The 24,569-nt window shown below is 69.4% G+C and carries 21 protein-coding genes; 11 read left to right on the forward strand and 10 right to left on the reverse strand.

Features of this window, described 5'->3' with window-relative positions; translation table 11 throughout:
- Positions 1–23: 23 nt before the first annotated feature.
- From ACIBQ1_RS13475 to ACIBQ1_RS13495, 5 genes are read left to right on the forward strand one after another with little or no spacing between them, the layout of a single operon-like run.
- Complete coding sequence (locus ACIBQ1_RS13475; RefSeq protein ID WP_397277193.1) at positions 24–1,319, forward strand: extracellular solute-binding protein; 1,296 nt, start codon at positions 24–26, stop codon at positions 1,317–1,319.
- The gene (locus ACIBQ1_RS13480; protein ID WP_397277194.1) at positions 1,316–2,278 is read left to right on the forward strand and encodes a carbohydrate ABC transporter permease; all 963 of its coding nucleotides are present in this window, start codon (positions 1,316–1,318) and stop codon (positions 2,276–2,278) included. The genes ACIBQ1_RS13475 and ACIBQ1_RS13480 overlap by 4 nt, the downstream gene beginning before the upstream one ends.
- Entirely contained in the window at positions 2,275–3,078 is an 804-nt protein-coding gene (locus ACIBQ1_RS13485) for a carbohydrate ABC transporter permease (RefSeq protein ID WP_355389706.1), read from the forward strand. Before ACIBQ1_RS13480 ends, ACIBQ1_RS13485 begins: the two co-directional genes overlap by 4 nt.
- A complete protein-coding gene (locus ACIBQ1_RS13490) occupies positions 3,075–4,445 on the forward strand; it encodes a GH1 family beta-glucosidase (RefSeq protein ID WP_397277195.1) in 1,371 nt (456 codons plus the stop codon). The genes ACIBQ1_RS13485 and ACIBQ1_RS13490 overlap by 4 nt, the downstream gene beginning before the upstream one ends.
- A 32-nt stretch (positions 4,446–4,477) precedes the next feature.
- Entirely contained in the window at positions 4,478–5,473 is a 996-nt protein-coding gene (locus tag ACIBQ1_RS13495) for a LacI family DNA-binding transcriptional regulator (RefSeq protein ID WP_397277197.1), read from the forward strand.
- Positions 5,474–5,588: 115 nt separating this feature from the next.
- Here the strand turns inward: ACIBQ1_RS13495 and ACIBQ1_RS13500 are convergent, their stop codons facing one another.
- From ACIBQ1_RS13500 to ACIBQ1_RS13520, 5 genes are all read right to left on the reverse strand, one after another.
- Complete coding sequence (locus ACIBQ1_RS13500; protein WP_397277199.1) at positions 5,589–7,103, reverse strand: alpha-amylase family glycosyl hydrolase; 1,515 nt, start codon at positions 7,101–7,103, stop codon at positions 5,589–5,591.
- Between the two features lie 4 nt (positions 7,104–7,107).
- Complete coding sequence (locus ACIBQ1_RS13505) at positions 7,108–8,040, reverse strand: carbohydrate ABC transporter permease (RefSeq protein WP_397277201.1); 933 nt, start codon at positions 8,038–8,040, stop codon at positions 7,108–7,110.
- On the reverse strand, positions 8,037–8,903 hold the full coding sequence (locus tag ACIBQ1_RS13510) for a carbohydrate ABC transporter permease (RefSeq protein WP_397277203.1): 867 nt from the start codon (positions 8,901–8,903) through the stop codon (positions 8,037–8,039). The genes ACIBQ1_RS13505 and ACIBQ1_RS13510 overlap by 4 nt, the downstream gene beginning before the upstream one ends.
- Before the next feature lie 5 nt (positions 8,904–8,908).
- Positions 8,909–10,228, reverse strand: a complete 1,320-nt coding sequence (locus tag ACIBQ1_RS13515; RefSeq protein ID WP_397277205.1) for an ABC transporter substrate-binding protein — start codon at positions 10,226–10,228, stop codon at positions 8,909–8,911.
- 184 nt (positions 10,229–10,412) lie between these two features.
- Positions 10,413–11,402 carry a LacI family DNA-binding transcriptional regulator gene (locus ACIBQ1_RS13520; protein ID WP_397277207.1) on the reverse strand — a complete coding sequence of 330 codons (990 nt, stop codon included), beginning with the start codon at positions 11,400–11,402 and terminating at the stop codon, positions 10,413–10,415.
- A 238-nt stretch (positions 11,403–11,640) separates the two neighbouring features.
- Between ACIBQ1_RS13520 and ACIBQ1_RS13525 the strand changes: the two genes are divergently transcribed.
- Positions 11,641–14,916 (forward strand): discoidin domain-containing protein, encoded by a 3,276-nt coding sequence (locus tag ACIBQ1_RS13525; protein ID WP_397277208.1) that lies wholly within the window; start codon positions 11,641–11,643, stop codon positions 14,914–14,916.
- On the opposite strand, the gene ACIBQ1_RS13530 is transcribed toward ACIBQ1_RS13525, so the two are convergent.
- A complete protein-coding gene (locus ACIBQ1_RS13530) occupies positions 14,913–15,785 on the reverse strand; it encodes a sugar kinase (RefSeq protein WP_397277210.1) in 873 nt (290 codons plus the stop codon). The two genes, ACIBQ1_RS13525 and ACIBQ1_RS13530, sit on opposite strands and share 4 nt — an antisense overlap.
- A gap of 187 nt (positions 15,786–15,972) precedes the next feature.
- Here ACIBQ1_RS13530 and ACIBQ1_RS13535 point away from each other — a divergent pair, with 187 nt between their 5' ends.
- The 3 genes from ACIBQ1_RS13535 to ACIBQ1_RS13545 all read left to right on the forward strand — a co-directional run bounded on the left by ACIBQ1_RS13535 (position 15,973) and on the right by ACIBQ1_RS13545 (position 18,271).
- A complete protein-coding gene (locus ACIBQ1_RS13535; RefSeq protein WP_397277212.1) occupies positions 15,973–16,707 on the forward strand; it encodes a hypothetical protein in 735 nt (244 codons plus the stop codon).
- A 137-nt stretch (positions 16,708–16,844) separates the two neighbouring features.
- A complete protein-coding gene (locus tag ACIBQ1_RS13540; RefSeq protein ID WP_397277213.1) occupies positions 16,845–17,549 on the forward strand; it encodes a DUF4344 domain-containing metallopeptidase in 705 nt (234 codons plus the stop codon).
- A gap of 17 nt (positions 17,550–17,566) precedes the next feature.
- Positions 17,567–18,271 carry a maleylpyruvate isomerase family mycothiol-dependent enzyme gene (locus ACIBQ1_RS13545; RefSeq protein ID WP_397277215.1) on the forward strand — a complete coding sequence of 235 codons (705 nt, stop codon included), beginning with the start codon at positions 17,567–17,569 and terminating at the stop codon, positions 18,269–18,271.
- A 32-nt stretch (positions 18,272–18,303) separates the two neighbouring features.
- Here ACIBQ1_RS13545 and ACIBQ1_RS13550 read toward each other — a convergent pair whose 3' ends face one another.
- The 3 genes from ACIBQ1_RS13550 to ACIBQ1_RS13560 form a co-directional block, all read right to left on the reverse strand.
- A complete protein-coding gene (locus ACIBQ1_RS13550; RefSeq protein WP_397277216.1) occupies positions 18,304–18,576 on the reverse strand; it encodes a DUF3040 domain-containing protein in 273 nt (90 codons plus the stop codon).
- An 89-nt stretch (positions 18,577–18,665) separates the two neighbouring features.
- Positions 18,666–18,917: a type B 50S ribosomal protein L31 gene (locus ACIBQ1_RS13555; protein ID WP_397277217.1), complete on the reverse strand. Its 252-nt coding sequence runs from the start codon at positions 18,915–18,917 to the stop codon at positions 18,666–18,668.
- 28 nt (positions 18,918–18,945) lie between these two features.
- Positions 18,946–19,707 carry an SDR family NAD(P)-dependent oxidoreductase gene (locus ACIBQ1_RS13560; protein WP_397277218.1) on the reverse strand — a complete coding sequence of 254 codons (762 nt, stop codon included), beginning with the start codon at positions 19,705–19,707 and terminating at the stop codon, positions 18,946–18,948.
- Between the two features lie 176 nt (positions 19,708–19,883).
- Here ACIBQ1_RS13560 and ACIBQ1_RS13565 point away from each other — a divergent pair, with 176 nt between their 5' ends.
- Complete coding sequence (locus ACIBQ1_RS13565; RefSeq protein WP_397277219.1) at positions 19,884–20,996, forward strand: MFS transporter; 1,113 nt, start codon at positions 19,884–19,886, stop codon at positions 20,994–20,996.
- Positions 20,997–21,278: 282 nt separating this feature from the next.
- The gene (recQ, locus tag ACIBQ1_RS13570; RefSeq protein ID WP_397277220.1) at positions 21,279–23,090 is read left to right on the forward strand and encodes a DNA helicase RecQ; all 1,812 of its coding nucleotides are present in this window, start codon (positions 21,279–21,281) and stop codon (positions 23,088–23,090) included.
- A gap of 544 nt (positions 23,091–23,634) precedes the next feature.
- Here the strand turns inward: recQ and ACIBQ1_RS13575 are convergent.
- A complete protein-coding gene (locus ACIBQ1_RS13575) occupies positions 23,635–24,537 on the reverse strand; it encodes a maleylpyruvate isomerase N-terminal domain-containing protein (RefSeq protein ID WP_397277221.1) in 903 nt (300 codons plus the stop codon).
- Positions 24,538–24,569: the final 32 nt, after the last annotated feature.

Raw genomic sequence — 24,569 nt, forward strand, 5'->3', positions numbered from 1 at the left:
AAGCACCGACCAAGGAGGGTTCCGTGACCCCTCGCGTCCGGCGACTCGCCATGCCCTTGATCACCGCGTCCCTGCTCGCCCTGGCGACTGCCTGTGGCGGCGGAGGCGGCGGGAGCACCGCCACGCAGAGCGCCAAGCCAGGAGAGAAGATCAAGCTCTCCGTCGGCCTCTTCGGCGACTTCGGCTTCAAACCGCTCTACGAGGAGTACAAGAAGACCCACCCCGACATCGAGATCGTCGAGAACGTCACGCAGTTCAACGACCACCACAGCAACCTGGTCAAGCGGCTGGCCACGAACGCCGGCGCCGGCGACGTCGAGGCGGTCGAGGTCGGCTACATCAGCACGTTCACCGCCCAGCCGGGCAAGTTCGTGGACCTCAAGCAGTACGGGCTGGACAAGCGTCAGCCCGACTACCTCGACTGGAAGTGGCAGCAGGGCCTGAGCAAGGACGGCGGGCAGGTGCTCGGCCTCGGCACCGACGTGGGCGGGCTGGCCATGTGCTTCCGCAAGGACCTGTTCAAGAAGGCCGGGCTGCCGACCGACCGGACCGAGGTCGCGGCGCTCTGGCCGACGTGGGAGCAGTACATCGCGACCGGCAAGAAGTTCGCCACGGCGAACGTGGCGGGCGCCAAGTTCGTGGACTCCCCCGGCGAGATCCTCCGCGCCATGGTCAACCAGGCGCCCACCGGCCTGTACGACGCCCAGGACAACATCATCGTGGCCTCGAACCCCGACGTGAAGAAGGCCTGGGACCTGTCCAACCAGCTCACCCAGGAGGGCCTGACCGCCAAGCTGGCGGCCTTCACGCCGCCGTGGAACACCGGCTTCGCCAAGGGCTCGTTCGCCACGATCATCTGCCCGGCCTGGATGACCGGCTTCATCCAGGAGCAGGCCAAGGACTCGGCCGGCAAGTGGGACATCGCGACCGTGCCCGGCGGCTCGGGCAACAGCGGCGGCTCGCACCTCATGGTGCCCAAGCAGAGCAAGCACCCGAAGGAGGCGGCGGAGCTGATCGACTTCCTGACCTCGAAGGAGAACCAGGCCAAGGTGTTCAAGGAGGAGGGAGCGTTCCCCTCGATCCCGGCCCTCTACGACGACCCGTCGATCCAGAACTTCACCAAGCCGTTCTTCGGCGACGCCCCCATCGGCAAGATCTACTCCGACGCCGCCAAGGCGCTGAAGCCGCAGCACCTCGGCCCCAAGGAGGCCGACGTGCGCACCGCCATCGGCAACGGCCTCGGCCGCGTCGAGCAGGGCAAGCAGACGCCCGACCAGGCGTGGACCCAGGTGCTCGAGGACGTCAAGAAGATCAAATGAGCACCCTTCCCCTCGCGGTCTCGCGACGGCGTAGGCGCAGCGTGCGGCACACCCTCGACCTGAGGGTGTCGCCGTACGCCTACGTGGCGCCGTTCTTCCTGCTCTTCTGCGCCTTCGGGCTGTTCCCGCTGGCCTACACGGCCTGGGTGAGCCTGCACGAGTGGTCGCTGCTGTCGGAGACCCAGACGTTCATCGGGCTGGACAACTACTCGGCGCTGCTGGGCGACGGGTACTTCTGGAACGCCACGTTCAACACCCTGTCCATCGGCGTGCTCTCGACCGTCCCGCAGCTCCTGCTGGCCATCTGGCTGGCGCACCTGCTCAACCGGCGGCTGCGCTTCCAGACGCTGTTCCGGGTCGCGCTGCTGCTGCCGAACGTCACGAGCGTGGTGGCGGTCGTGGTCATCTTCAGCCAGCTGTTCGGCCGGGACTTCGGGCTGATCAACTGGACGCTCTCGTGGTTCGGCGCCGGCAACGTCGACTGGGCCGCGGGCACCGCCACCTCGCACATCGCCCTCTCGGTGATGATCATGTGGCGCTGGACCGGCTACAACGCGCTGATCTTCCTGGCCGCCATGCAGGCCGTGCCGCGCGAGCTGTACGAGGCCGCCACCCTCGACGGCGCGAACGGCTTCACGCAGCTCCGCAGGATCACGATCCCGATGATCCGGCCGACGATCGTGTTCGTGGTCATCGTCTCGACGATCGGCGCCATGCAGGTCATCGCCGAGCCCCTGCTGTTCGGGCAGAGCAGCGGCGGCGGGGGCGGCATCGCCACCGGCGGGCCCGACCGGCAGTTCCAGACCCTGGCGCTGTTCGTCTACGAGCAGGGCTTCGCGAACTCGACGTTCGACTTCGGCTACGCCTCGGCCGCGTCCTGGCTGATGTTCCTGGCCGTGGTGATCGTCGCGCTGGTCAACTTCCTGATCACCCGCAGGGTGAGAGGAGGGCTGATATGAGGCTGCGCTATCTGACCCTGACCGCGGTGGCCTTCTTCTCGGCCTTCCCGCTCTACTACAGCGTCGTGGTGGCCTCCCGGCACAACTCCGCGCTGGCCCAGGTGCCGCCGCCGCTGATCCCCGGCGGGAACTTCTTCGCCAACGTCTCCCGGGTCTTCGACACCGTCCCCTTCGGGCTCGCGCTGGTCAACTCCGTCATCGTGGCGGGGTCGATCTCGATCGCGGTGATGTTCTTCTCGACGCTGGCCGGGTTCGCCTTCGCCAAGCTGAAGTTCAGGGGCAGGAACATCATGCTCGTGATCACCGTGGCCACCATGATGGTCCCGGCCCAGCTCGGCATCATCCCGCTCTACATGCTCATGGTGAAGCTGGAGTGGACCGGCACCAACTACGCGCTGATCGTCCCGGCGCTGGTCAACGCGTTCGGCGTGTTCTTCATGACCCAGTACCTGTCGCGCGCCCTGCCCACCGAGCTGCTGGAGGCCGGCCGGGTGGACGGGTGCTCGACGTGGGGGCTGTTCTGGCACGTCGTGCTGCCCACCGCCCGGCCGGCGGCGGCGGTGCTCGGCATGCTGACGTTCATGTCGGCCTGGAACGACTACTTCTGGCCGCTGGTCGTGCTGAACCCGGACAACCCGACGGTCCAGGTGGCGCTGTCCACGCTGGCCAGCGGCTACGTCAACGACTACGTGCTCGGGCTGGCCGGGACGGCGATCGGCACGCTCCCGCTCGTGGCCGTCTTCGCCCTGTTCGGCAGGCAAATCATCGGTGGAATCATGCAAGGAGCTGTTAAGGGATGATCTTTCCCGAGGACTTCGTCTGGGGCGCCGCGACGGCCTCCTACCAGATCGAGGGGGCGGTCAAGGAGGACGGGCGAGGCCAGTCGATCTGGGACACCTTCTCCCACACCCCCGGGAATGTGGCGGGCGACGACACCGGAGACGTGGCCTGCGACCACTACCACCGCTACCGCGAGGACGTCGGGCTGATGCGCGAGCTGCGGCTGGCGGCCTACCGGTTCTCGGTCGCGTGGCCGCGCGTCCAGCCGGACGGCGCGGGTCCGGTCAACCCGCGCGGGCTGGCGTTCTACGACCGGCTCGTCGACGAACTGCTCGCCGCTGATATTTCGCCCTATGTCACGCTTTATCACTGGGATCTCCCCCAAGCCCTCGAAGACCTCGGTGGCTGGACGAACCGCGACACGGCCTACCGGTTCGCCGACTACGCCCAGGCCGTCCACGACCGGCTCGGCGACCGGGTGGGCGACTGGACCACGCTGAACGAGCCCTGGGTGTCGGCCTTCCTCGGCTACGGCAACGGCGTGCACGCGCCGGGCCACCGCGACCCGGCCGACGCCCTGCGCTCGGCGCACCACCTGCTGCTCGGCCACGGCCTGGCCGCGCGGCGGCTGCGCGCGTCCGGCGCGCGCAGCCTCATGCTCGTGGTCAACTCCGCGCCGGTGCTCACCCCCGCCCAGGTCAACGACCCTTCCGCGGTGGCCGGCGAGGCGGACGCCGCCGTCGCGCACCGCGTCCACGCGCTGCTGACCAGGCAGTTCCTCGACCCGGCGGTGCACGGCACGTACCCGCGGGAAGTCCTGGAGGCGGCGGCGCGCAACGGCGGCACTGACCACATCCTGGACGGCGACCTCGCGCTGATCAACGCGCCGATCGACCTGGTCGGCGTCAACTACTACAACCCGTGCGTGGTCGAGTCGGGCCCGGGGCTGCCAGCCGACGCCGCGTGGCCGGGCTCGGAGGACGTCAGGTTCGCCGCGGCCGACGCGCCGACGACCGCGATGGGCTGGCCGATCGTGCCGGACGGCCTGTCCCGGCTGCTCGTACGGCTCTCGCAGGACTATCCGCAGGTCGGGCTCATGGTGACGGAGAACGGCGCGGCCTTCGACGACGTCGTGCAGGACGGCCGCGTGCACGACGACGAGCGGGTCGCGTACCTGGAGGGCCATCTCCGCGAGGTGCACCGGGCCATCGGGGCGGGCGCGGACCTGCGCGGATATCTGGTCTGGTCGCTGCTCGACAACTTCGAGTGGGCGGAGGGCTACCGCCGCCGGTTCGGCGTCGTGCACGTCGACTACGCGACACAGGCCAGGATCCTCAAGGACAGCGCTCTCTGGTACAGGGACGTCATCACCAGGAACGGCCTGTAGATTTTTTCCGTGCTCTCCCACTTGGTGCATTCATGAGACGCCCGACCCTTGAGGCGGTCGCCGCCCGGGCGGGTGTCTCGCGGGCCACCGCCTCCCGGGTCGTCAACGGCCAGACGACGGTGGCGCCCCACATCCGCGACGCCGTGCAGCGCGCGATCGACGAGCTGGGCTACGTGCCCAACTCGGCCGCGCGCAGCCTGGTCACCCAGCGCACCGACTCGATCGCCCTGGTCGTCAGCGAGCCGGGCACCCGGGTCTTCTCCGAGGACCCGATGTTCTCCACGGCGATCAGGTCGGCGTCCGTGGCGCTCGAAGCGGTGAACAAGCAGGTCGTGCTCATGCTGGCCTCCTCCGCCAAGAGCCACGCCCGGGTGGAGCGTTACATCGCGGGTGGCCACGTCGACGGGGTCATGCTGATCTCGATGCACGGCGCCGACCCGCTCCCGGCCGCGCTGTCGCGCCTGCGCGTCCCCGTGGTCTCCTACGGGCGGCCCGCCGTCCCCGTGGACATCCCGTACGTCGACAACGACAACGTGGGCGGAGCGGAAGCCGGGGTCCGGCACCTGGTGGAGACGGGGCGGCGCCGGATCGCCACGATCGCGGGCCCGCAGGACATGATCGGCGGCCAGGACCGGCTGGCCGGCTACCGCAACGTGCTGCGCGACTCCGACCTCAGGTCGATCGTCGCGATCGGCGACTTCACCCGCGAGTCGGGCGCGGTCGCGATGCGGCAGCTCCTGCGCGACGACCCCGACCTCGACGCCGTCTTCGTGGCCAACGACCTGATGGCCGTCGGCGCGCTGCAGTCGCTGCGCCAGGCCGGGCGGCGGGTGCCCGGCGACGTCGCGGTGGTCGGGTTCGACGACATCGAGGCGGCGAAATACACCGAGCCGCCGCTGACGACGCTCAGGCACCCGGTGGCCGAGCAGGCGACGGCCATGGTCCAGCTCCTGCTCGGGCTGTTCGAGGGCGGGCCGGCCGAGCCGGTGATCATGTCCACGGAGCTGGTGATCAGGGAGTCCGCCTAGATGATCCCCGCAGATGCCCGGATGATCCCACCGAGGCCGCCGTGGCCGCCGTGGCCGAGCCTCCCGGCGGCGCCGGACGCTGGGTCACGCCGCCGCCGGGCCGGTCGCGCCGCGGTCAGTCCCGTGTGAGCCAGGCCGTGGTGTCGGAGGGCAGGGTGCCGTCCTCCAGGGGGCCGCTGGCCAGGAGGAGCCGGCCCGCGGGCAGCGGCACCGGATCGGGGCTCAGGTTGGTGACGCTCGTCAGGCCCGAGTCCCGGGTGAAGGCCAGGATCTCGCCGCCCGTCGGGAGCCAGCTCAACGTGCCGTCCCCCAGCAGGTCTCGGCGCAGGCCCAGGGCCGTCCGGTAGAGGTTGAGCATCGAGCCCAGGTCCGTGCGCTGCGCCTCGGCGGTCAGCTTGCGCCAGCCCTCCGGCTGCGGCAGCCACGGCGTGCCCGCGCCGAAGCCGAACGGCGGCTCCTCTCCCGACCACGGCAGCGGGACGCGGCAGCCGTCCCGGCCCGGGTTCGTGCCGCCCGACCTGGCGTACATCGGGTCCTGGCGGAGCTCGTCCTGGAGGTCCTCGACCTCGGGGAGGCCCAGCTCCTCGCCCTGGTAGACGTACACCGAGCCGGGGAGCGCCATGGCCAGCAGGGCCGCCGCCCTGGCCCGCCGGTAGCCCAGCTCCAGGTCGGACGGGGCACCGTGGAGGCGGCCCCCGTGCGCGAACGTCGTGTCGGCGCGGCCGTAGCGGGTGACCGGGCGCGTCACGTCGTGGTTCGACAGCACCCACGTCGGCGGGGCGCCGATGGGGGTGTGGGTGGCGAGGGTCAGGTCGATGACCCTGCGCAGTTCGGCCGGGTCCCACGGGCAGGACAGGAAGTCGAAGTTGAAGGCCGTGTGGAGCTCGTCGGGCCGGAGGTAGCGCGCGAAACGCTCCTGGTCGGGGAGCCAGACCTCCCCGATCAGGATGCGCTCGCCGTACTCGTCGGCCACCTCGCGCCACCGACGGTAGACGTCGTGGACCTCGTCGAGGTCTTCGTAACTCGTGTCCGACTTGATCAGCAGGGCGGCGGAGTCGATGCGCACGCCGTCCACGCCGCGGTCGAACCAGAACCGCAGCACGTCCTCGAACTCCTGGTGGACCTCCGGATTGGTCCAGTTGAAGTCCGGCTGCTCCGGGGCGAACAGGTGGAGGTACCACTGGCCGTCGGGGACCTGCGTCCAGGCCGAGCCGCCGAAGATGGACTGCCAGTCGTTCAGCGGCTCGTCGGCGAACCAGAAGCGGTCCCTCGCCGCGGGGTCCGCCAGGGCCTCCTTGAACCAGGCGCTCTCCGTGGAGCTGTGGTTCGGCACCACGTCGATGATGACCTTGATGCTCAGCTCGTGCGCTTCCTGGATGAACCGCTCGGCCTCGGACAGCGTGCCGAAGACCGGCTCGATGTCGCGGTAGTCGGCCACGTCGTAGCCCCCGTCGGCCATCGGCGACGGGTACCACGGGTTCAGCCAGATGGCGTCGATCCCGAGCTCCTTCAGGTACGGCAGGCGGGAGCGCAGGCCGGCCAGATCGCCGATCCCGTCACCGTTCCCGTCGGCGAAGCTACGCAGGTAGACCTGGTAGATCGCGGCCCCCCGCCACCACGTTTGCGACATGCGCTTATCCCTTGATGCTTCCGGCGGTGAGCCCCGCCATGATGTGTCGTTGGAAGACGAAGAAGACGATGATCATGGGGATGGAGGCGATGACCAGGCCGCCCATGATCTGGTTCTGGGTCACCGCGCCCGCCGTCTGCGACAGGCCCACGCTGATCGTCATCTTCTCGCTGTCGGTCATGACCAGCAGCGGCAGGACGAAGTCCTTGAACGCGGTGACGATCGTGAAGATGGAGACCACGCCCAGGATCGGCCTGGAGACCGGCAGCACGACCGACCACAGCACCCGCAGCGGGCCCGCGCCGTCGATCTGCGCCGCCTCGATCAGCTCCCGCGGGATCGAGTCGAAGAAGCGCTTGAGCAGGAAGATGTTGAAGCCGTTCGCCGCCGCCGGGAACCACAGGCCCCAGGCGTTGTTGAGCAGCCCCAGGTCCACGATCGTGACGTAGAGCGGGATGAGGACGACCATGGGCGGGATCATCAGCGTGGCCAGCATCGCGCCGAGGATCACGTTGCCGAACATCGGGCGCAGCTTCGACAGCGCGTACGCCGCCGCGACGTCCACCGCCATGGAGAACAGCCACGCGCCCAGCGCGTAGTACGCGGTGTTGGCCAGCAGCGTGCCGATGTCGAACAGGTCCCAGGCCTCGAAGAACGCGTCCAGCGTCGGATCGGCCGGCACGAGCGACGGCGGCATCTGGGCGATCTCCTCCGGCGTCTTCATGGCGCCGGTGATCATCCAGTAGAGCGGGAAGACGAAGGCCAGCGTGAAGACCACGATGACGGCGACCAGCACCAGCCAGTAGATCCGCCGGCCCCACCTGCTGTTGAGCTGGTGCGGCGAGACGATCGTGCGGAACTGCACCTGGATCGGCTTCGGTGATCGCTTCCGCTGCCGTTGCCGCCCGGTGGCGGCGCGGGCGCCGATGGAGATCATGCCGTGTCCTCACGGGTCGTCCTGAGCTGGAAGGCCGCGAAGACGAGGAGCGCGAGCATGAGCAGCATGCCGAGCGCGCCTGCCTGGCCGTAGTTCATCTGCGAGAACGCGAACTGGTACATCAGGTACGCGACGCTCACGGTCGCGTTCTCCGGGCCGCCGCCGGTCAGCATGTACGGCTCGATGAACACCTGCATGGTCGCCACGATCTGCAGCATCAGCATGAGCAGCAGGATCAGCCGGGTCTGCGGGATCGTGACGTGCCTGATCCGCTTGAAGATCCCGGCCCCGTCGAGCTCGGCGGCCTCGTACAGCTCGGGCGGGATGTTCTGCAGCGCCGCCAGGTAGATCAGCGTCGCGCTGCCCATGTTCATCCAGGTCGAGACGAGGACCAGGGAGATCAGGGCGGTCGACGACGAGTCCAGCCAGGCCAGCGGCGGCAGGTGGAGGAATCCCAGGACCTGGTTGAACAGCCCGGGCCCCGGGTCGTAGAACCACCTGAACAGCAGCACCGCCACGATCGGCGGCAGCATGACCGGCAGGTAGACCACGAACCGCAGGTAGGCCCGGGCGTGGCGCAGCTCGTTGAGCACGAGCGCGACGACGAACGGCACGGCATAGCCGCACAACAGCGCGAGCAGCGTGAACTCCACGGTGTTCAGCCAGGCCTCGCCGAAGGCCGGGTCCTGGACCGCCGCCTTGAAGTTGTCCAGCCCCACCCAGGTGGGCGGGTTGATCAGGTCGGTCTTCTGGAAGCTCAGGATGAACTCCCTGACCATCGGATACCAGGCGAACACCGTGAAACAGAACAGGGCCGCGCAGAGAAACCCGTAGGCCGTCAGATTGCGCCTCAAGATCCCCATCAAGGTCAGCCCTTGGCCGCCAGCATGGAGTTCGCCTTGGTCTCGGCGTCGGACAGCAGCTGGTCGGCACTGGCGTCCTTACGGCTCAGCACGCCCGACATGACCACGTCGAGGATGGCGTACAGCTCCTGCGCGTGCACCGGCTCGGCCTTCGGCGGGATCGTCGCGGCGGCCTGCACGTACGGCGCGTAGTTCGTGACCGGCAGCGAGGCGTTCTTCTCGCGGTCGGCCTGGATGGCCTTGCCCGTGGGCGAGTCGCCGTAGACGGCGTTGTCGGGCACGCCGACCGGGTTGCCGATGGCCTTGCCGCGGGCGAAGTCGAAGCGGCCCTTGCCGACGGTGTTGAAGCGGAAGTCGAGCCACTCCAGGCCCGCCTTGGCCTCCTCCGGGGTGGCCTTCGGGTTGATCATGAACGCTTCGCCGCCGCTCAGCGACGCCTTGGCCTCGGGGAAGCCCGTGATGCCGTAGTCGGCGACGTTACCCTTGAACTTGTTGACCACGTCGGTGACCACGTCGGGCGCGCCCAGCATCATGCCGACCTTGCCGCTGCCCATGGCCATCATGAGCGACTCCCAGCCCACCAGGAGCTTGTTGCCCATGCTGTTGTCGACCCAGCGCATGTCGTGCAGGTTCTGCAGCACGGCCTTGCCCTCGGGCGAGTTGAACGCGGCCTTCTTGTTGTCGGGGGTCAGGATGCTGCCGCCGCGGCCGTAGATGGCCTGGGTGAAGTGCCAGCCGCCGGTGTTGCCGCCGGAGTACTCGCCGTAGCCGACGAAGCCGGGGCCGAGCGCGGCGATCTTCTTGGCCGCCTCGCGGACCTCGGCCCACGTCTTGGGCGGGTTGGCGGGGTCGAGGCCGGCCTTGGTGAACAGGGCGCGGTTGTAGACCAGGCCGACGCCGTAGTGGACGTTCGGCACGCCGTACACCTTGCCGTCCTTGGTGACCAGCTCGCGCACGTCGGGGCGCAGGTCGTTCCAGTTCTTGACGGTGCCGGTGTACTGCGTGACGTCGAGCGCCTGGCCCTGGCCGATGACGTCGTCGTAGTTCGTCACCGGGACCACGAAGACGGTCTCCATCTGGCCGCCGGCCAGCTTGGGACCGAACGTCTTGGGGTCGAAGCAGGGCTGCTGGTCCGTGCTCTTGACCGTCACGCCCGGGTGCGCCTTCATGAACGTGGCCACGTCGTCGTCCCAGGCCTGGCGCTCCTTCGGCGCGGACTTGGCGGGCTGGCAGGCCACCGTGATCGTCACGGCCTTGGCGCCGCCGGCGGTGGACGGGGTGGCGGGGTTGCTGGAGCCGCAGGCTGTGGCTGAGAGGCCGAGCACGGATACGAGCAAGAGTCCCGTGGATCTCCGCATGGTCTGACCCTTCTGATGCGAGGTGCCCACACCATAGGATCGGGGACGGAAGTGCGCAATATTTCGACTTCATATTGCAAGATAACGACTGCATTACGCCGAAGTGGCGGCAGCACTGACCCACCGCACGGGGTCGGGGTCCTTTGAAGGGTCAGGGGCGGGCGCGGGCGGTGGAGGCGCGGACCACGAGCTCGGGCTCGAAGAGCAGCTCGTCCGCCGGCACCACCGCCTTGTCGATCTGCGCGACCAGCAGGTCCACGGCGGCCCTGCCCATGGCGTCGATCGGCTGGCGGACGGTGGTGAGCGGCGGCTCGGTGCAGTTCATCAGGGCGGAGTCGTCGAAGCCGATGACCGAGATGTCCCCGGGCACGGCGAGCCCCGCCCGGCGGGCCGCCCGGACCGTGCCCAGCGCGAGCAGGTCGCTGGCGCAGATCACGCCGGTCACCCCGCGCTTGACCAGCCGGGCGGCGGCCGCGTGCCCGCCCTCCAGGGAGAACATCGTGTGCTCGACCAGCCCCGGGTCCCCGCCCTCGGCCTGGAACGTCTCCAGCTTGCGCCGCGACGGCATGTGGTCCTTCGGCCCGAGCACCATGCCGACCCGCTCGTGGCCGAGTGCGCGCAGGTGGGCCAGGGCCATCTCGGCGGCCACCGCGTCGTCGCACGACACCTGCGGGAAGTCGAGATGCGCGACGGCCGCGTTCACCAGCACGGTCGGCAGCTTGCGCTCGTGCAGCAGCTCGTAGTGCCCATGCGAGGCGTCGGCCTGGGCGTAGAGCCCGCCGGCGAAGACGACGCCGCTGACCTGCTGCTGGAGCAGCAGGTCCACGTAGTCGGCCTCGGAGACGCCGCCGAGCGTGCGGGTGCACAGCACGGAGGTGAACCCCTGCTGGGCCAGCGCGCCGCCGACCACCTCCGCGAAGGCGGGGAAGATCGGGTTCTGCAGCTCGGGGAGCACGAGGCCGACCAGCCGGGCCCGGTCGCCGCGCAGCTGGGTGGGGCGCTCGTAGCCGAGCACGTCGAGGGCGGTCAGCACGGCCTCGCGGGTCGCGTCGGAGACCCCGGGCTTGCCGTTGAGCACGCGGCTCACCGTCGCCTCGCTGACTCCGACTTTCTTGGCCACCTCTGCGAGTCGTCGCGTCATGCGCAAACTATACGGCCTTCAGCGCAAGCGCTTGCAACGGCTTACGTCGATCCGACGTCAGGCTTTGCACGACCTGCACGGCGGATCAGCCGGTCCTGCCGGGTTCCTGACCAGCGCGGAGAGATCGCCCCGACGCATTCCTGTCAGTCGGTTGTTTGCGAAATCTCGTCGAAATATTGCGGCAATCTGCTCGGCATCCTATGGTTCGGCCATCCGCCTTACCCGGAGGGCCACCCCCATGAGAGCACTCTTAGCCGCCCTTTCGTTAGCCATCGGACTCCTGGCCGCGCCCGCGTACGCGGCAGCCGACACCAACCTCGCGGCGGGCAAGGCCGCCACCGCGAGCAGCTCCACCGACGTCTACTCCGCCGCCAACGTGACCGACGGCAACCAGGCCACCTACTGGGAGTCGGCCAACAACGCCTTCCCGCAATGGGTCCAGGTCGACCTCGGCGTCAGCGCGAGCGTCAACAAGCTCGTGCTCAAGCTGCCGTCCGGCTGGCCCAGCCGCACCCAGACGCTGACCGTCCAGGGCAGCACGGACGGCTCCGCCTTCAGCACGATCGTCGCCTCGGCGACGTACACCTTCAACCCGACCGCGACGATCACCTTCGCCGCCGCGACCGCCCGCTACGTCCGGCTGCAGATCACCGCGAACACCGGCTGGCCCGCGGGCCAGGTCTCCGAGTTCGAGGTGTGGGGCAGCGCGCCGGACGATCCGCCGCCGGGCGGCGCCAACCTGGCCCTCGGCAAGCCGATCACCGAGTCCTCGCACACCCACACGTACGTGGCCGCCAACGCCAACGACGACAACCTCCAGACGTACTGGGAGGGCGCGGCCTATCCCAGCACGCTGACCGTGCAGCTCGGCGCCAACGCCGACCTGTCCTCGATCACGCTCAGGCTCAACCCGGACCCCGCCTGGGCCAGGCGGACCCAGACCATCCAGGTCCTGGGCCGGGAGCAGAGCGCGACCGCCTTCAGCACCCTGGTCGCCCAGGCCGTCTACACCTTCGACCCGGCCACCGGGAACTCCGTGACGATCCCCGTGACCGGCCCCGCAACCAGCAGGGTGGCCGACGTCCGGCTGCAGATCACCGCCAACTCGGGCGCGCCGGGCGGGCAGGTGGCCGAGTTCCAGATCTTCGGCACCCCGTCGGCCAATCCCGACCTGACCGTGAGCAACCTCGCGTCCTCCCCGGCCGCGCCGGTCGAGACCGACGCGGTCACGTTGTCGGCCACCGTCAGGAACGCGGGCACCGCTGCCGCCGCCGCGACTTCCGTGAACTTCTACGCGGGCACCACCAAGGTCGGCAGCGCGAGCGTGGGCGCGCTGGCCGCGGGGGCGTCGACCACGGTGTCCGCGAACATCGGCGCCAGGGACGCCGGGACCTACCAGCTCTCCGCCAAGGTGGACGAGGACGGCAAGGTCGTCGAGCTGAACGAGGCCAACAACACCGCCACCGGCACGCTGACCGTGAAGCCCGTCGACACCGCCGACCTGATCGCCTCCCCCGTCGCCTGGACGCCGGGCAACCCCGCCGCGGGCACCACGGTGACGTTCTCGGTGGCGATCAAGAACCAGGGCACGGTGGCCTCCAGCAGCGGCTCCCACGGCATCACGCTCACCGTCACGAACGACTCCGGCGCGGTCGTCAAGACCCTGACCGGCTCGACCGGCGGCGCCATCGCGCCGGGCGCGACCACGAGCCCGGTGAGCCTGGGCACGTGGACCGCGGCCAACGGCAGGTACACGGTCAGGACGGTGCTCGCCGACGACGCCAACGAGCTGCCCGTCAAGCGCGCCAACAACACCAGCGAGTTGCCGCTGTTCGTGGGCCGCGGCGCGAACATGCCGTACGACACGTACGAGGCCGAGGACGCCGTCATCGGCGGCGGTGCCACGCGCGTGGGCCCGAGCAGGGAGATCGGCACGTTCGCCGGCGAGGCGTCCGGGCGGCGCGCGGTGACGCTCAACCAGACCGGCGCGTACGTCGAGTTCACCACGAGGGCTGACACCAACACCCTGGTCACCCGCTTCTCCATGCCCGACGCCGCGGGCGGCGGCGGCCTCAACTCCACCCTGAACGTCTACGTCAACGGCTCCTTCCTCAAGGCCATCGACCTGACCTCCCGCTACGCGTGGCTCTACGGCGCCGAGGCCAGCCCGACCAACTCCCCCGGCTCAGGACCGCCCAGGCACATCTACGACGAGGCGAACGTGCTCCTCGGCACGACCGTGCCCAAGGGCAGCACGATCAGGCTGCAGAAGGACGCGGCCAACAGCCAGACGTACGCGATCGACTTCGTGGACTTCGAGCAGGCGACCCCGATCGCGAACCCGGACCCGGCGAAGTACGCCGTACCGACCGGTTTCACCCACCAGGACGTGCAGAACGCGCTCGACAAGGCCCGCATGGACGCCAACCTGACCGGCGTCTACCTGCCCCAGGGCGACTACCAGACCTCGGGCAAGTTCCAGGTGTACGGCAAGTCCGTCAAGATCGTCGGCGCGGGCCCCTGGTTCACCAGGTTCCGCTCCCCGGCCGGGCAGGACAACACCGACGTGGGCTTCCGCACGGAGGCCTCGGCCAACGGCTCGACGTTCGCGAACTTCGCCTACTTCGGCAACTACACCTCGCGCATCGACGGCCCCGGCAAGGTCTTCGACTTCTCGAACGTGGCGAACATGACGATCGACAACGTCTGGGCCGAGCACCAGATATGCCTGTACTGGGGAACGAACACGGACAACATCACGATCAAGAATTCACGGATCCGCAACCTGTTCGCCGACGGCCTGAACATGACCAACGGCAGCACCGGCAACCACGTCACCAACGTCGAGGCCAGGGCCACGGGCGACGACAGCTTCGCGCTGTTCTCGGCCACCGACAACAACCCCGGCGAGCAGACCGGCAACGTCTTCGAGAACCTGACCTCGCTGCTCACCTGGCGGGCCGCGGGCGTGGCCGTGTACGGCGGCTATGACAACACCTTCAGGAACATCTACGTCGCCGACACGCTGACCTACCCGGGCGTCACGATCAGCTCGCTGGACTTCGGGATCCCGATGAACGGGTTCGGCGCGAGCCCGCCGACGACGTTCGACAACATCTCGCTGGTCCGGGCCGGCGGGCACTTCTGGGGGCAGCAGACGTTCCCGGCGCTGTGGCTGTTCTCCTCGTCCAAGGTGTTCCAGGGCATCCGCGTCAACAACCTGGACATCGTGGACCCGACGTACAGCGGGATCATGTTCCAGACCGGCTACTCCGGCGGCTCGCCGCTGAACCCGGTCAAGGACACGATCCTGACGAACGTGTCGATCAGCGGGGCGCGGAAGAGCGGCGACGCCTTCGACGCCAAGTCCGGGTTCGGCATCTGGGTCAACGAGCTGCCCGAGCCGGGGCAGGGCCCGGCGGTCGGGTCGGCCACGATCGACAACCTGAGGTTCGCCGACAACTACCAGAACATCAAGAACACGACCTCGACCTTCACCCTGACCACGAGCTAGAGCTCTGACCTGGTGGGCAACCCCTGCCAGTCGCTGACGCTGGTCACCGCGGCGGCGCTCAACAGCGCCCCGCGGTGCAGGCGTTCCTGGGGGATGAGGCCGTCGAGCGCGGCGCTGATGTAACCGGCCGCGAACGCCTCCCCCGCGCCGGCCGTGTCCACGATGGGGACCTGCCAGCCCTGCACGTCGTAGCGCATCCGGTCGGCGCGCACGCTCGCGCCCTTCGCGCCGCGGTCCACCACGACCTCGCGCTCGGGCGTGAGGGCGGGCTTGACCAGGTCGAGCTCGTCCTGGCGGAGGAAGAGCAGGTGGGAGTCGCAGGCCAGCTCGCCGAGCACCTCCTCGGCCTCGCGTACCGACGGCCACAGCTCGGGCACGTACTCGACGGAGAAGGAGATCATCACCCCGGCGTTCTTGGCGGCGCTCACGGCGGTGCGCACCGCGTCGAGCGCGTCCCGGCCGAGGCCCGCCGTGATGCCGGTGACGTGGAGCATCTTCGAGGCGGCGATCCGGTCGATCGGCACGTTGCCCGGCGTGAGCCGGGAGCCCGCCGAGCCCGCGCGGTACTGCGTCACTCTCAGTGCACGGCCGACGCGGGTCTCCCTGAGGACCAGCCCTGTCCGTAACCCCCCGGACACCCGCATGTCCGCGACGTCCACGCCCTCGCCCCTGAGCGCGGTGAGCACCCTCGCGCCCAGCTCGTCATCGCCCACCTTGCCCAGGTACGCACAGCGGTGCCCGAGCCTGGCCAGCGCGATGGCCAGGGTGAACTCCGGCCCGCACACGTCCAGCCGGGCCTCGCTCTCGTGGCGAACCCGGCCGCTGGAGACGACTCCCAAGGGCTCGCCGAGCGTGTAGACGTCGGTCATGCGCCAGACTGTAGTGGGTCAAGCACACGGAGACCTATTTTCGGCCGTAACCCCTGGTTGCGCGCGTGATCAAATATTTTCTGTAACTTTAGCCAACCTTTTCCCCTTCCCGTGCCTCAAAGTAGTAAAGGGGTCGGCCACCCCGAGCCGGCTCCAAGTCAATACGGGGAGAGGAATCAGCACCCTCATGAGAAAGATCGCACTTGGTATCGTCTCCGCTCTTGTGGGCGGGGCCATGCTTATGTCGGGCGCGAGCGCCGCCTCGGCGGCCACCAAGGTGGACACCCAGCTCAAGATCCGCGACATCGACCCTAATCCGGTCGTGATCGAGGCCGGTTCCGAAACGACCGCCTACTTCGACATCGGCGCCAGCTCCGACGTCAAGAAGGTCGAGCTCAGCGTGGCGCCCGAGGCCGCCCGCACGCTCCGCGCCAAGGACGTCAAGGACCTCGAGGGCTGGCGCTTCGCCGTCGGCTTCACCGAGGGCGACCCCGAGGGCAAGTGGCAGGCCACCGCTGTCGCCTTCGACGCCGCCGGCAAGGAGATCGCCAAGGACACGGCGTTCTTCTCGGTCGAGGTCGAGAAGGGCAAGGCCGAGACCCGCATCTCGCGCTTCTCCGCCGACCCGTACAAGGTCCGCAAGGGTCGCACGATCGAGTTCTCCGGCCGTCTCCAGGTGGATGACGACGGCTGGGAGGGCGTCCGCGGCGAGCGGGTGAACGTCTACTTCCGCGCGAACGGCTCCAGCGGCTGGAAGTGGGTCGCCACCGCCAAGACCAAGTGGGGCGGCAAGTTCTACGCCGAGACCCGCGCCTCCAAGAGCGGCACCTTCCGCGCCGTGTTCGACGGCAACGACGAGCTTGACGGCTCCAAGAGCCGCACGGACTCCGTGCGGGTCTACGGCAGCTGGTGGCGTCGCTAATCCATGACGCGAAGGCCCGGTCCCCTCTCTGGGGGCCGGGCCTTCCGGCTTTCGGGGCTCCTCAGGTTTAGGGATCACGCTTTGCGTGCATGGACAGTCGCATTGCGTTGATCGACCGACCCCCGAAGGAGCATCGCATGCCGCATCCCCTCATCGCCCTCGTCCTGAGCATGACGAGCACGCTGGGGGCGGCGCCTTCGTCCGAAATCTCCGTACGCTACGAGCAGCCGGGCTCGCCGCGCGCCGAGCAGGCCAGAAAGCTCCTCAAGAACGGCGACGCGCTCAGGACGCGGATCGGGCTGCCCGCGCCGGTCAAGGTCGTCGCCCGTGACTGCGGCGCGGCCGAGGTCACCTGGGACCCCGGCGAGCGCCGGATCACCATCTGCTACCAGCTGGTCGACCAGGTCCGCCGCGTGATGGAGGGCATCTCCGAGACCGAGGAGACCGACGCCCGCACCAGGTCCGCCCGCATGGACGGCGCGCTGTCCGTGCTCTTCCACCACCAGCTCGGCCACGCCCTGACCACGATGAACGGCCTGCCCGACAGCGAGGAGCAGGCCGACCAGTTCGCGGCGCTGACGCTCGCGTCCGACGCGCCCAAGCGCGTCGTGGCCGCCGCCGAGGCCCGCCACCTGCTCGCCGGCCACTCCGGCATCGACCACCTGTCGGGGCCGCCCGAGTCCGCCACGTTCTCCTGCCTCCTGTACGGCGCCGACCCCGCCAGATACGACCGGATCGCCCAGGGCGGCTGGATCCCGCCCGAGCGGGCGCCTTCCTGCGCCGACGAGTACGACCGGGTCAGGTCCGCCGTCGGCTCAATGGCCGTGAAAGCGGGCACCTAGCGGGTAGCGTCGGGAGTATGGCCGACGACCTGCTCAAACACTTCAACCCGTTCGACATCTTCGACGCGGAGGCCGCCCGCCTCGACCGGTTCTTCGGCGGGCTCGACGAGGCCGGCTGGCAGCGGCCGTCCCGGTGCGAGGGCTGGTCGGTCCGCGACGTGCTGGGCCACCTGGCGGGCGAGGAGCTGTACAACCACGCCTGCCTCGACGGGACCGTGCAGGACCTGCTGACGCGGCTCTCCAAGGCCGGCGTGTCCGGGTTCAACGACTTCAACGAGTGGTCGGTGCGGCAGCGGCGCGGCATGCCCGTGGAAGAGGTCCTGGACGAGTGGCGAGCCCAGAACGGCGAGACGCGGCGCCGCATGCGCGAACTCGGCCCCGACGGGCTGATCGACACGATGGCCGGGCCGTACCCGTGCGGCCTGCAGGCCTTCCACTACGACTCCGAGTACGCCACCCACGCCGACGACGTCGGCGTGCCCGTCTCCGACGCCGAGATCGACGGCCGGACGTTGTGGCGGGTGGCGGTGGGGCGGTTCGTGCTGGCCGAGCAGGAGGCCAAGGTGCAGGTGGAGCAGACAGCCGACGAGATCTGGGCCTGCGTGAACGGGGTCGCGGCCTCGCTGTCGTACCCGGAGTTCGTGGAGGCCACGGTGGGGCGCCTGCCCGCGTCGCACGGGATCGACCCGCGCGTCGTCGCGGCGCTGAGGTGCCTCGCCTGACCGTTCGCGTGCGGGGAGGAGGTCGGCGGGTTTCACGTGGTCAGCACTGCGAGCAGCAGCAGCACGATCACCAGCGCGCCGACCATGAAGATCATCCAGACATGCGCCAGCATCCACTTCCGCAGGCGGTCGCCGTACGCCCGGGGAAAGGTGCTCCCATCCGATTCGATCTTGTTGATCGCCGCGACGCGCTTGGCCAGCTCGGGATCCTCTCGCTCAAGAGCGAGCTCGATCTCAGCGAGAATGCGGCGTTCCTTTCCAGAGAGACTCATCGGCATCACCACTGCTCCGTCGCCGGTGACCACCTTTTACCCACCAGTAGCGCAGGCATGCCCCCTCTGGCCGACCGGCGTCGCTTCCCCCGCAGGCGTACGCGCCCGCGGGGGGCCGCCCGTCACTTGCGGTGGTTCGCGTAGCGCTGCTTGAAGCGCTCGACGCGGCCCGCGGTGTCGAGGATCCGGCCGCGGCCGGTGTAGAAGGGGTGGCTGGCGGACGAGACGTCCACGTCGATGACCGGGTACGTCTTGCCGTCCTCCCACTCGATCGTCCTGTCGCTGGTCAGGGTCGAGCGGGTGAGGAAGGCGAATCCGACGCTCGGGTCGCGGAAGACGACGGGGCCGTAAGCGGGGTGCAGGTTCTTCTTCATGGCCCGCACAACCAGGTGACAACGGTTTTCATTCCCGTGCTTCCGGGTCGAGTCCCAGCACCGTACGGCCGCCGTCCACCGGGACGGTGGCGCCGTTCACGAACGCCGCCTCGTCCGAGAGGAGGTGCGCCACGACCGAGGCCACCTCGGCGGGGGTCGCGACCCGGCCGAGCGGGTGCAACATCGCCAACTGCTCCTCGACGGCCCGCCGCGCCTCGGGGGTCTGCGACTCCATGAACGCCTCATGGCGTTCGGTGGCCACCGAGCCCGGGGCCACGGCGTTGACCCTGATCCCGCGCCTGCCGTACTCCACGGCCAGCGCCCTGGTCAGGCCCTCGGTGGCGGCCTTGGCGGTCGAGTAGGGGAGGCTGCCGGGCACCGCCCTGGCGGCCTGATGGGAGGTGACGTTGACGATGGCGCCGGGCGTACCGGCCGCGAGGAAGTGGCGCACGGCGGTGGCGCAGCCCACCACGGCGAGGTCGAGATTTGCCGCGATCAGGGCCCTGACCTCGGAGATCGGGGACGTGTGCACGGAGGCGTCCCGGAACACGGCGGCGTTGTTGACCCAGCCGCGCAGGATTCCCGCCTCCTGGGCCAGGTCGGCGGCCCAGGCGGCGACCTCCTCGTCGGCCGCGTCACCGATCAGGGGAATGACTCGGGGACCGGCCCAGGCGAGGGCGTCGGGGTCGCGTTCGACGGCCACCACGGCGTCCTGCTCGCCCAGCAGTCGTTCGACCACAGCCCTTCCGATGCCACGCCCGCCGCCGGTCACCACATAGGAAAAGGTCATGACTCGACGTTATTCCGCTTTCACCGTGCGCTATTCATTACTCAGCGAAGTGACATTTATCACCGTATTTCTGACCGATGAACGGGAACGATCCTGGAGTGATCGACGCCGCCGTGCCGAAGTCTCCTATGTGGATGGTCGGCGCGCTCTCGATCACGCAAACCGCAGGATATGGCGTGCTTTATTACGCGTTCTCGGTGTTCATCCCACCGATGTCCCGGGAGCTCCACGCCGGGGTCGCGCAGCTGACCGGAGCGATCACACTGGCCGTACTGGTGTCGGGGGTGGCGGCGCCGCTCATCGGCCGCTGGCTCGACCGGCACGGCGGGCGCGGCCTCATGACACTCGGGTCACTGCTGGGCGGGCTGGCGGTGCTGGCGTGGTCCCAGGTGCGCTCGGTGACCCAGCTGTACCTGGTCTGCGCGGTGCTGGGCGTGGCGTCGGCGATGGTCCTGTACGAGGCCGCCTTCGCCGTGATCGTGGCCTGGTTCGACGCGACCAGGCGGGCGCGGGCGTTACTGGCGGTGACCGTCGTGGCGGGGTTCGCGTCCAGCATCTTCCTGCCGCTGACGGGCTTTCTCGTGGACCTGTACGGGTGGCGGCAGGCCCTGGTCATCCTGGCCGCCGGGTACGCCCTGACCTCGGTGCCCCTGCACTTCCTGGCCGTCCGGAGCCGGGCCGCGCCCCCGCACGCGAACCGGCGCGAGATCGTCGGGGCGGCGCTGCGCGAGCGGCCCTTCTGGCTGCTGGCGGCGGCCTTCCTGACCCAGACCGGCGCGGTGTCGGTCATGGGCGTGCTGCTGGTCACGTACCTGATCGCCCTCGGCCACGCCCCCGTCTTCGCCGCCACCGTCGCGGGCCTGCTCGGGGTCCTGTCGGTCACGGGCCGCCTCGTCACCACGGGCCTGCAGGGCCGGTGGTCGGTGGCGTTGATCACGGCGGTGATGTTCGGGCTGCAGGGGCTGGCGGCGGTGCTGCTGCCGCTGGTCGGCGAGAGCGCGTCGGGGGCCGTGGCGGGGGTGGTGCTGTTCGGGCTGGGGTTCGGAGTGGGCACGATCGCCCGTCCCGGACTCCTGACCGACCGCTACGGCACCGGCGCGTACGCGTCCCTGAGCGGAGCGCTCGCCCTGCCCATCACGGCGGCCAAGGCCGTCGCACCGCTGCTGGCGGCGGGGATCGCGCAGTTCGCGGGCTATCCGACGGTCATGGGAGCGGTGGCGGCCGCCTGCGCCCTGGGCGCCCTCTCCCTGGTCGCCTACCACCGCGGCACCCACCCCACCCCCGCCTGACCCACCGCCACTTCACCCCCACCACCACCTCAACCCCACCACCACCTCAACCCTCCACCCCATGGGATACCTCGGCCCTCCACCCCATGGGATACCTCGGCCCTTCACCCCACTTGGGGAGCGGGAAACGTGCACGAGCATGCACGGCGGAGGGCGCTTAATCGGCTCATGGACCGATCACCGTCGGGCAGACTGGGGAGATGCCAGGCCGCGCGTTGGAACCCCCGATCGCCGTCGGCGGAACTCACGAAACGCTCACCCGCGAACACGTAAGGTAGCCACATGGATACCCCCACCGACGTTCTGCACCGCGTGTTCGGCTACGACTCGTTCCGGGCGGGGCAGCAGGAGATCATCGACCATGTCGTGACCGGCGGCGACGCGCTCGTGCTCATGCCCACCGGCGGTGGCAAGTCGCTCTGCTACCAGATCCCCGCCCTCGTACGCCGCGGCGTGGGGGTCGTCATCTCGCCCCTGATCGCGTTGATGCAGGACCAGGTCGACGCGCTGCGGGCGCTGGGCGTGCGCGCGGGGTTCCTCAACTCGACACAGGACTTCGACGAACGGCAGCTGGTGGAGTCGGAGTTCCTGGCCGGCGAGCTCGACCTGCTCTACCTCGCCCCCGAGCGGCTGCGCGTGGACGCCACGCTGCGGCTGCTGGCCAAGGGTGAGATCTCGGTGTTCGCCATCGACGAGGCCCACTGCGTGGCGCAGTGGGGGCACGACTTCCGGCCCGACTACCTTGCGCTGTCCACGCTGCACGAACGCTGGCCCGAGGTGCCGCGCATCGCGCTGACCGCCACCGCCACCCCGGCCACGCACGCCGAGATCTCCTCCAGGCTCGGCCTCGAACAGGCCCGCCACTTCGTCGCCAGCTTCGACCGACCCAACATCCACTACCGCATCACGCCCAAGAGCGACCCCAAGCGGCAGTTGCTGGAGTTCCTGCGCACCGAGCATCCCGACGAGTCCGGCATCATCTACTGCCTGTCCCGCTCCTCGGTCGAGAAGATCGCCGAGTTCCTGGTCGACAACGGCATCGCCGCCGTCCCGTACCACGCAGGTCTCGACGCCCGCACCCGCGCCACCCACCAGTCCCGCTTCCTGCGCGAAGACGGGCTGATCGTGGTGGCCACGATCGCGTTCGGCATGGGCATCGACAAGCCCGACGTACGCTTCGTCGCCCATCTCGACCTGCCCAAGTCGGTCGAGGGCTACTACCAGGAGACCGGGCGCGCGGGCCGTGACGGGCTCCCGGCCACGGTGTGGATGGCGTACGGCCTGCAGGACGTCGTCCAGCACCGGCGGATGGCCATGGAGGGCGACGAGGCCCACCGCCGCCGCCAGGTGCACCATCTGGACGCCATGCTGGCGCTCTGCGAGACCGCGGGGTGCCGCCGGGTGATGCTGCTCGACTACTTCGGCCAGAAGGGCGCCGAGCCCTGCGGAAACTGCGATACCTGCCAGACTCCGCCCGAATCCTGGGACGGCACGGTCCCCGCACAGAAAGTGCTGTCGACGGTGCTGCGGCTGGCGCGGGAGCGGCGGCAGAAGTTCGGCGTGGGGCAGGTGGTCGACATCCTGCTCGGCAAGAAGAGCGCCAAGGTGCTGCAGCATGGCCACGAGACGCTGACCGTGTTCGGGGTGGGCACCGACCTGGGCAACGCGGAGTGGCATGGGGTGGTGCGGCAACTGCTGGCGCAGGGCTTGCTGTCGGTCGAGTCCGACTACGGCGCGCTGGTGCTGACGGACGACAGCGCGTCGGTGCTGCGAGGGCAGCGCGAGGTGCTGCTGCGCCGCGACGCCCTACGCCCCGCCCGCGCCAAGGTGGCCGCCTCGTCGAAGGCCCAGGCGGCGGCCGAGCTGCCCGCGGAGGCGGTCCCGCTCTTCGAACGCCTCCGGTCGTGGCGGGGCGCGACCGCGAAGGAGCAGGGGGTGCCCGCGTACGTCATCTTCCACGACGCGACGCTGAGAGAGATCGCCACCGTCCGACCGTCCTCACTGGCAGAGCTGAGCACGATCAACGGGGTGGGGGAGAACAAACTGGCGAAGTATGGAGAAATGGTGCTGGAGGTCCTCCAGGACGAAGCCTGACACCTGACACCGCCCGGCCTGGGATCAAGACACCAACTCGAGCACAGGCCCAGCCAAGGCCAGAAACATGGGCCTAGCCGGCGACCAAGGCCAATGCCGAGGCGGTGACCGAGGCGGTGGGCCAGATGCGACGTGGGCTTGAGGTGTGCACTCAAGGTGTGTGTCCGGAACACGAACCCCAGGTCGCCAGGTGGTCCAAGGCGTCGGCCCGGCGTGTGGGGTCCCGGCTCAACCACAACCACAACCACAACCACAACAGGGCTGCGGGCGCGTGAAACCCCGGGCGTGGGACCGAGGGGTGCAGGGCGGGTGGGGCGTGGTGGTGGCGACGGCCGCACGAAGAACGGTCGTCGCCACCACGTTGGTCGGCCGGGTCACGACGATCGGGTGTCGCCGCCCCGCTGACAACCGGCCGGACGTGTGCTGGGCTCTGTGGTCGGTTTCCCGACGTGGCTTGTGGTACAGGATGATCGTACGGCGTGTGAGCGGGAAATGCTGGATGGGCTGGATTGTTCTGTCCTTGAGGTTGGTGTTGTTGAGCTGGTCAGAGGGCTGTTGACCAGTTCGGGTCACGGCCGAGATAGGCCAAAAGGTGATCCTGGGCCGAGGCGTGCGGGGGCAGGGGCCTCGGCGGAGCGAACCTGTGCGGCCGGTCGGCGCGCGTGACGAACAGGTGGGCCAGGTCCAGCAGTTCCTCCGCCATGAGTGCCGGGATGGGGTGGTGCTCGCCGCAGGCCCTGGCCACGTCCCAGCCGTGCACGGCGATCTCGATCGCACCCGCGGCGGCCACCATGGGGCTGGTCAGGCGACGGTCGTCAATGGAGACCATCCCGGGCCGGGTGACCGTGGCCGCCCACACGCCCAGGAGCTCTGCGGCACGGTCCCTGAGAAGGAGCGCCGGGTTGGCCCCACCTCCCTGCATCGGCCGCCCGAGGGCACTGAAGCGCAAAGAGGCACTGTCTCCTTCGCCGGTGGCGAATGCGGCCGGCTCACGGATGCCGGAGCGCGAAGAGACGCTGCCTGCTTTGCCGGAGGCAGTCGTGGCCGACTCACCAGGGCCGGAGCACCAGGAGGCACCGCCCTCTTCGCCACCTGGTGCGGATGCGGCCGACTCACGGACGCTGGAGCGCGAAGTGGCGCCGCCTCCGCTGCCTGGTGTGGTCAGGGTCTTGGGGGCCGGCGTGGGTGGGATGGGGGGCCTTGGTGTTGGGGGCGGGAAGTAGGGCTTTTGTGGTGCCGCCGGCGGGATGTGGCCGGAGGCGGCGGCGTTCAGGGTTCGGAGGGAGTCGGTCATGTGGTCGAGCAGGTGCTGCAGGTTCCAGTCCGCGCAGGGAGTGGGGCGGCAGAGGGCGGCCGGGGTGACGACGCGCAGGCTGCCCAGCGCGTAGTTGATCGCCCGCTCCAGTAGCGCCACCCCTGCGGCCAACGCCTTTTCTTGATCGCACATATCGCCTCCTCTCTCGTGCAGACCCTCGTGCC

Origin of the sequence: Nonomuraea sp. NPDC050153 (genome assembly GCF_044460125.1) — a bacterium.
Classification (GTDB): domain Bacteria; phylum Actinomycetota; class Actinomycetes; order Streptosporangiales; family Streptosporangiaceae; genus Nonomuraea.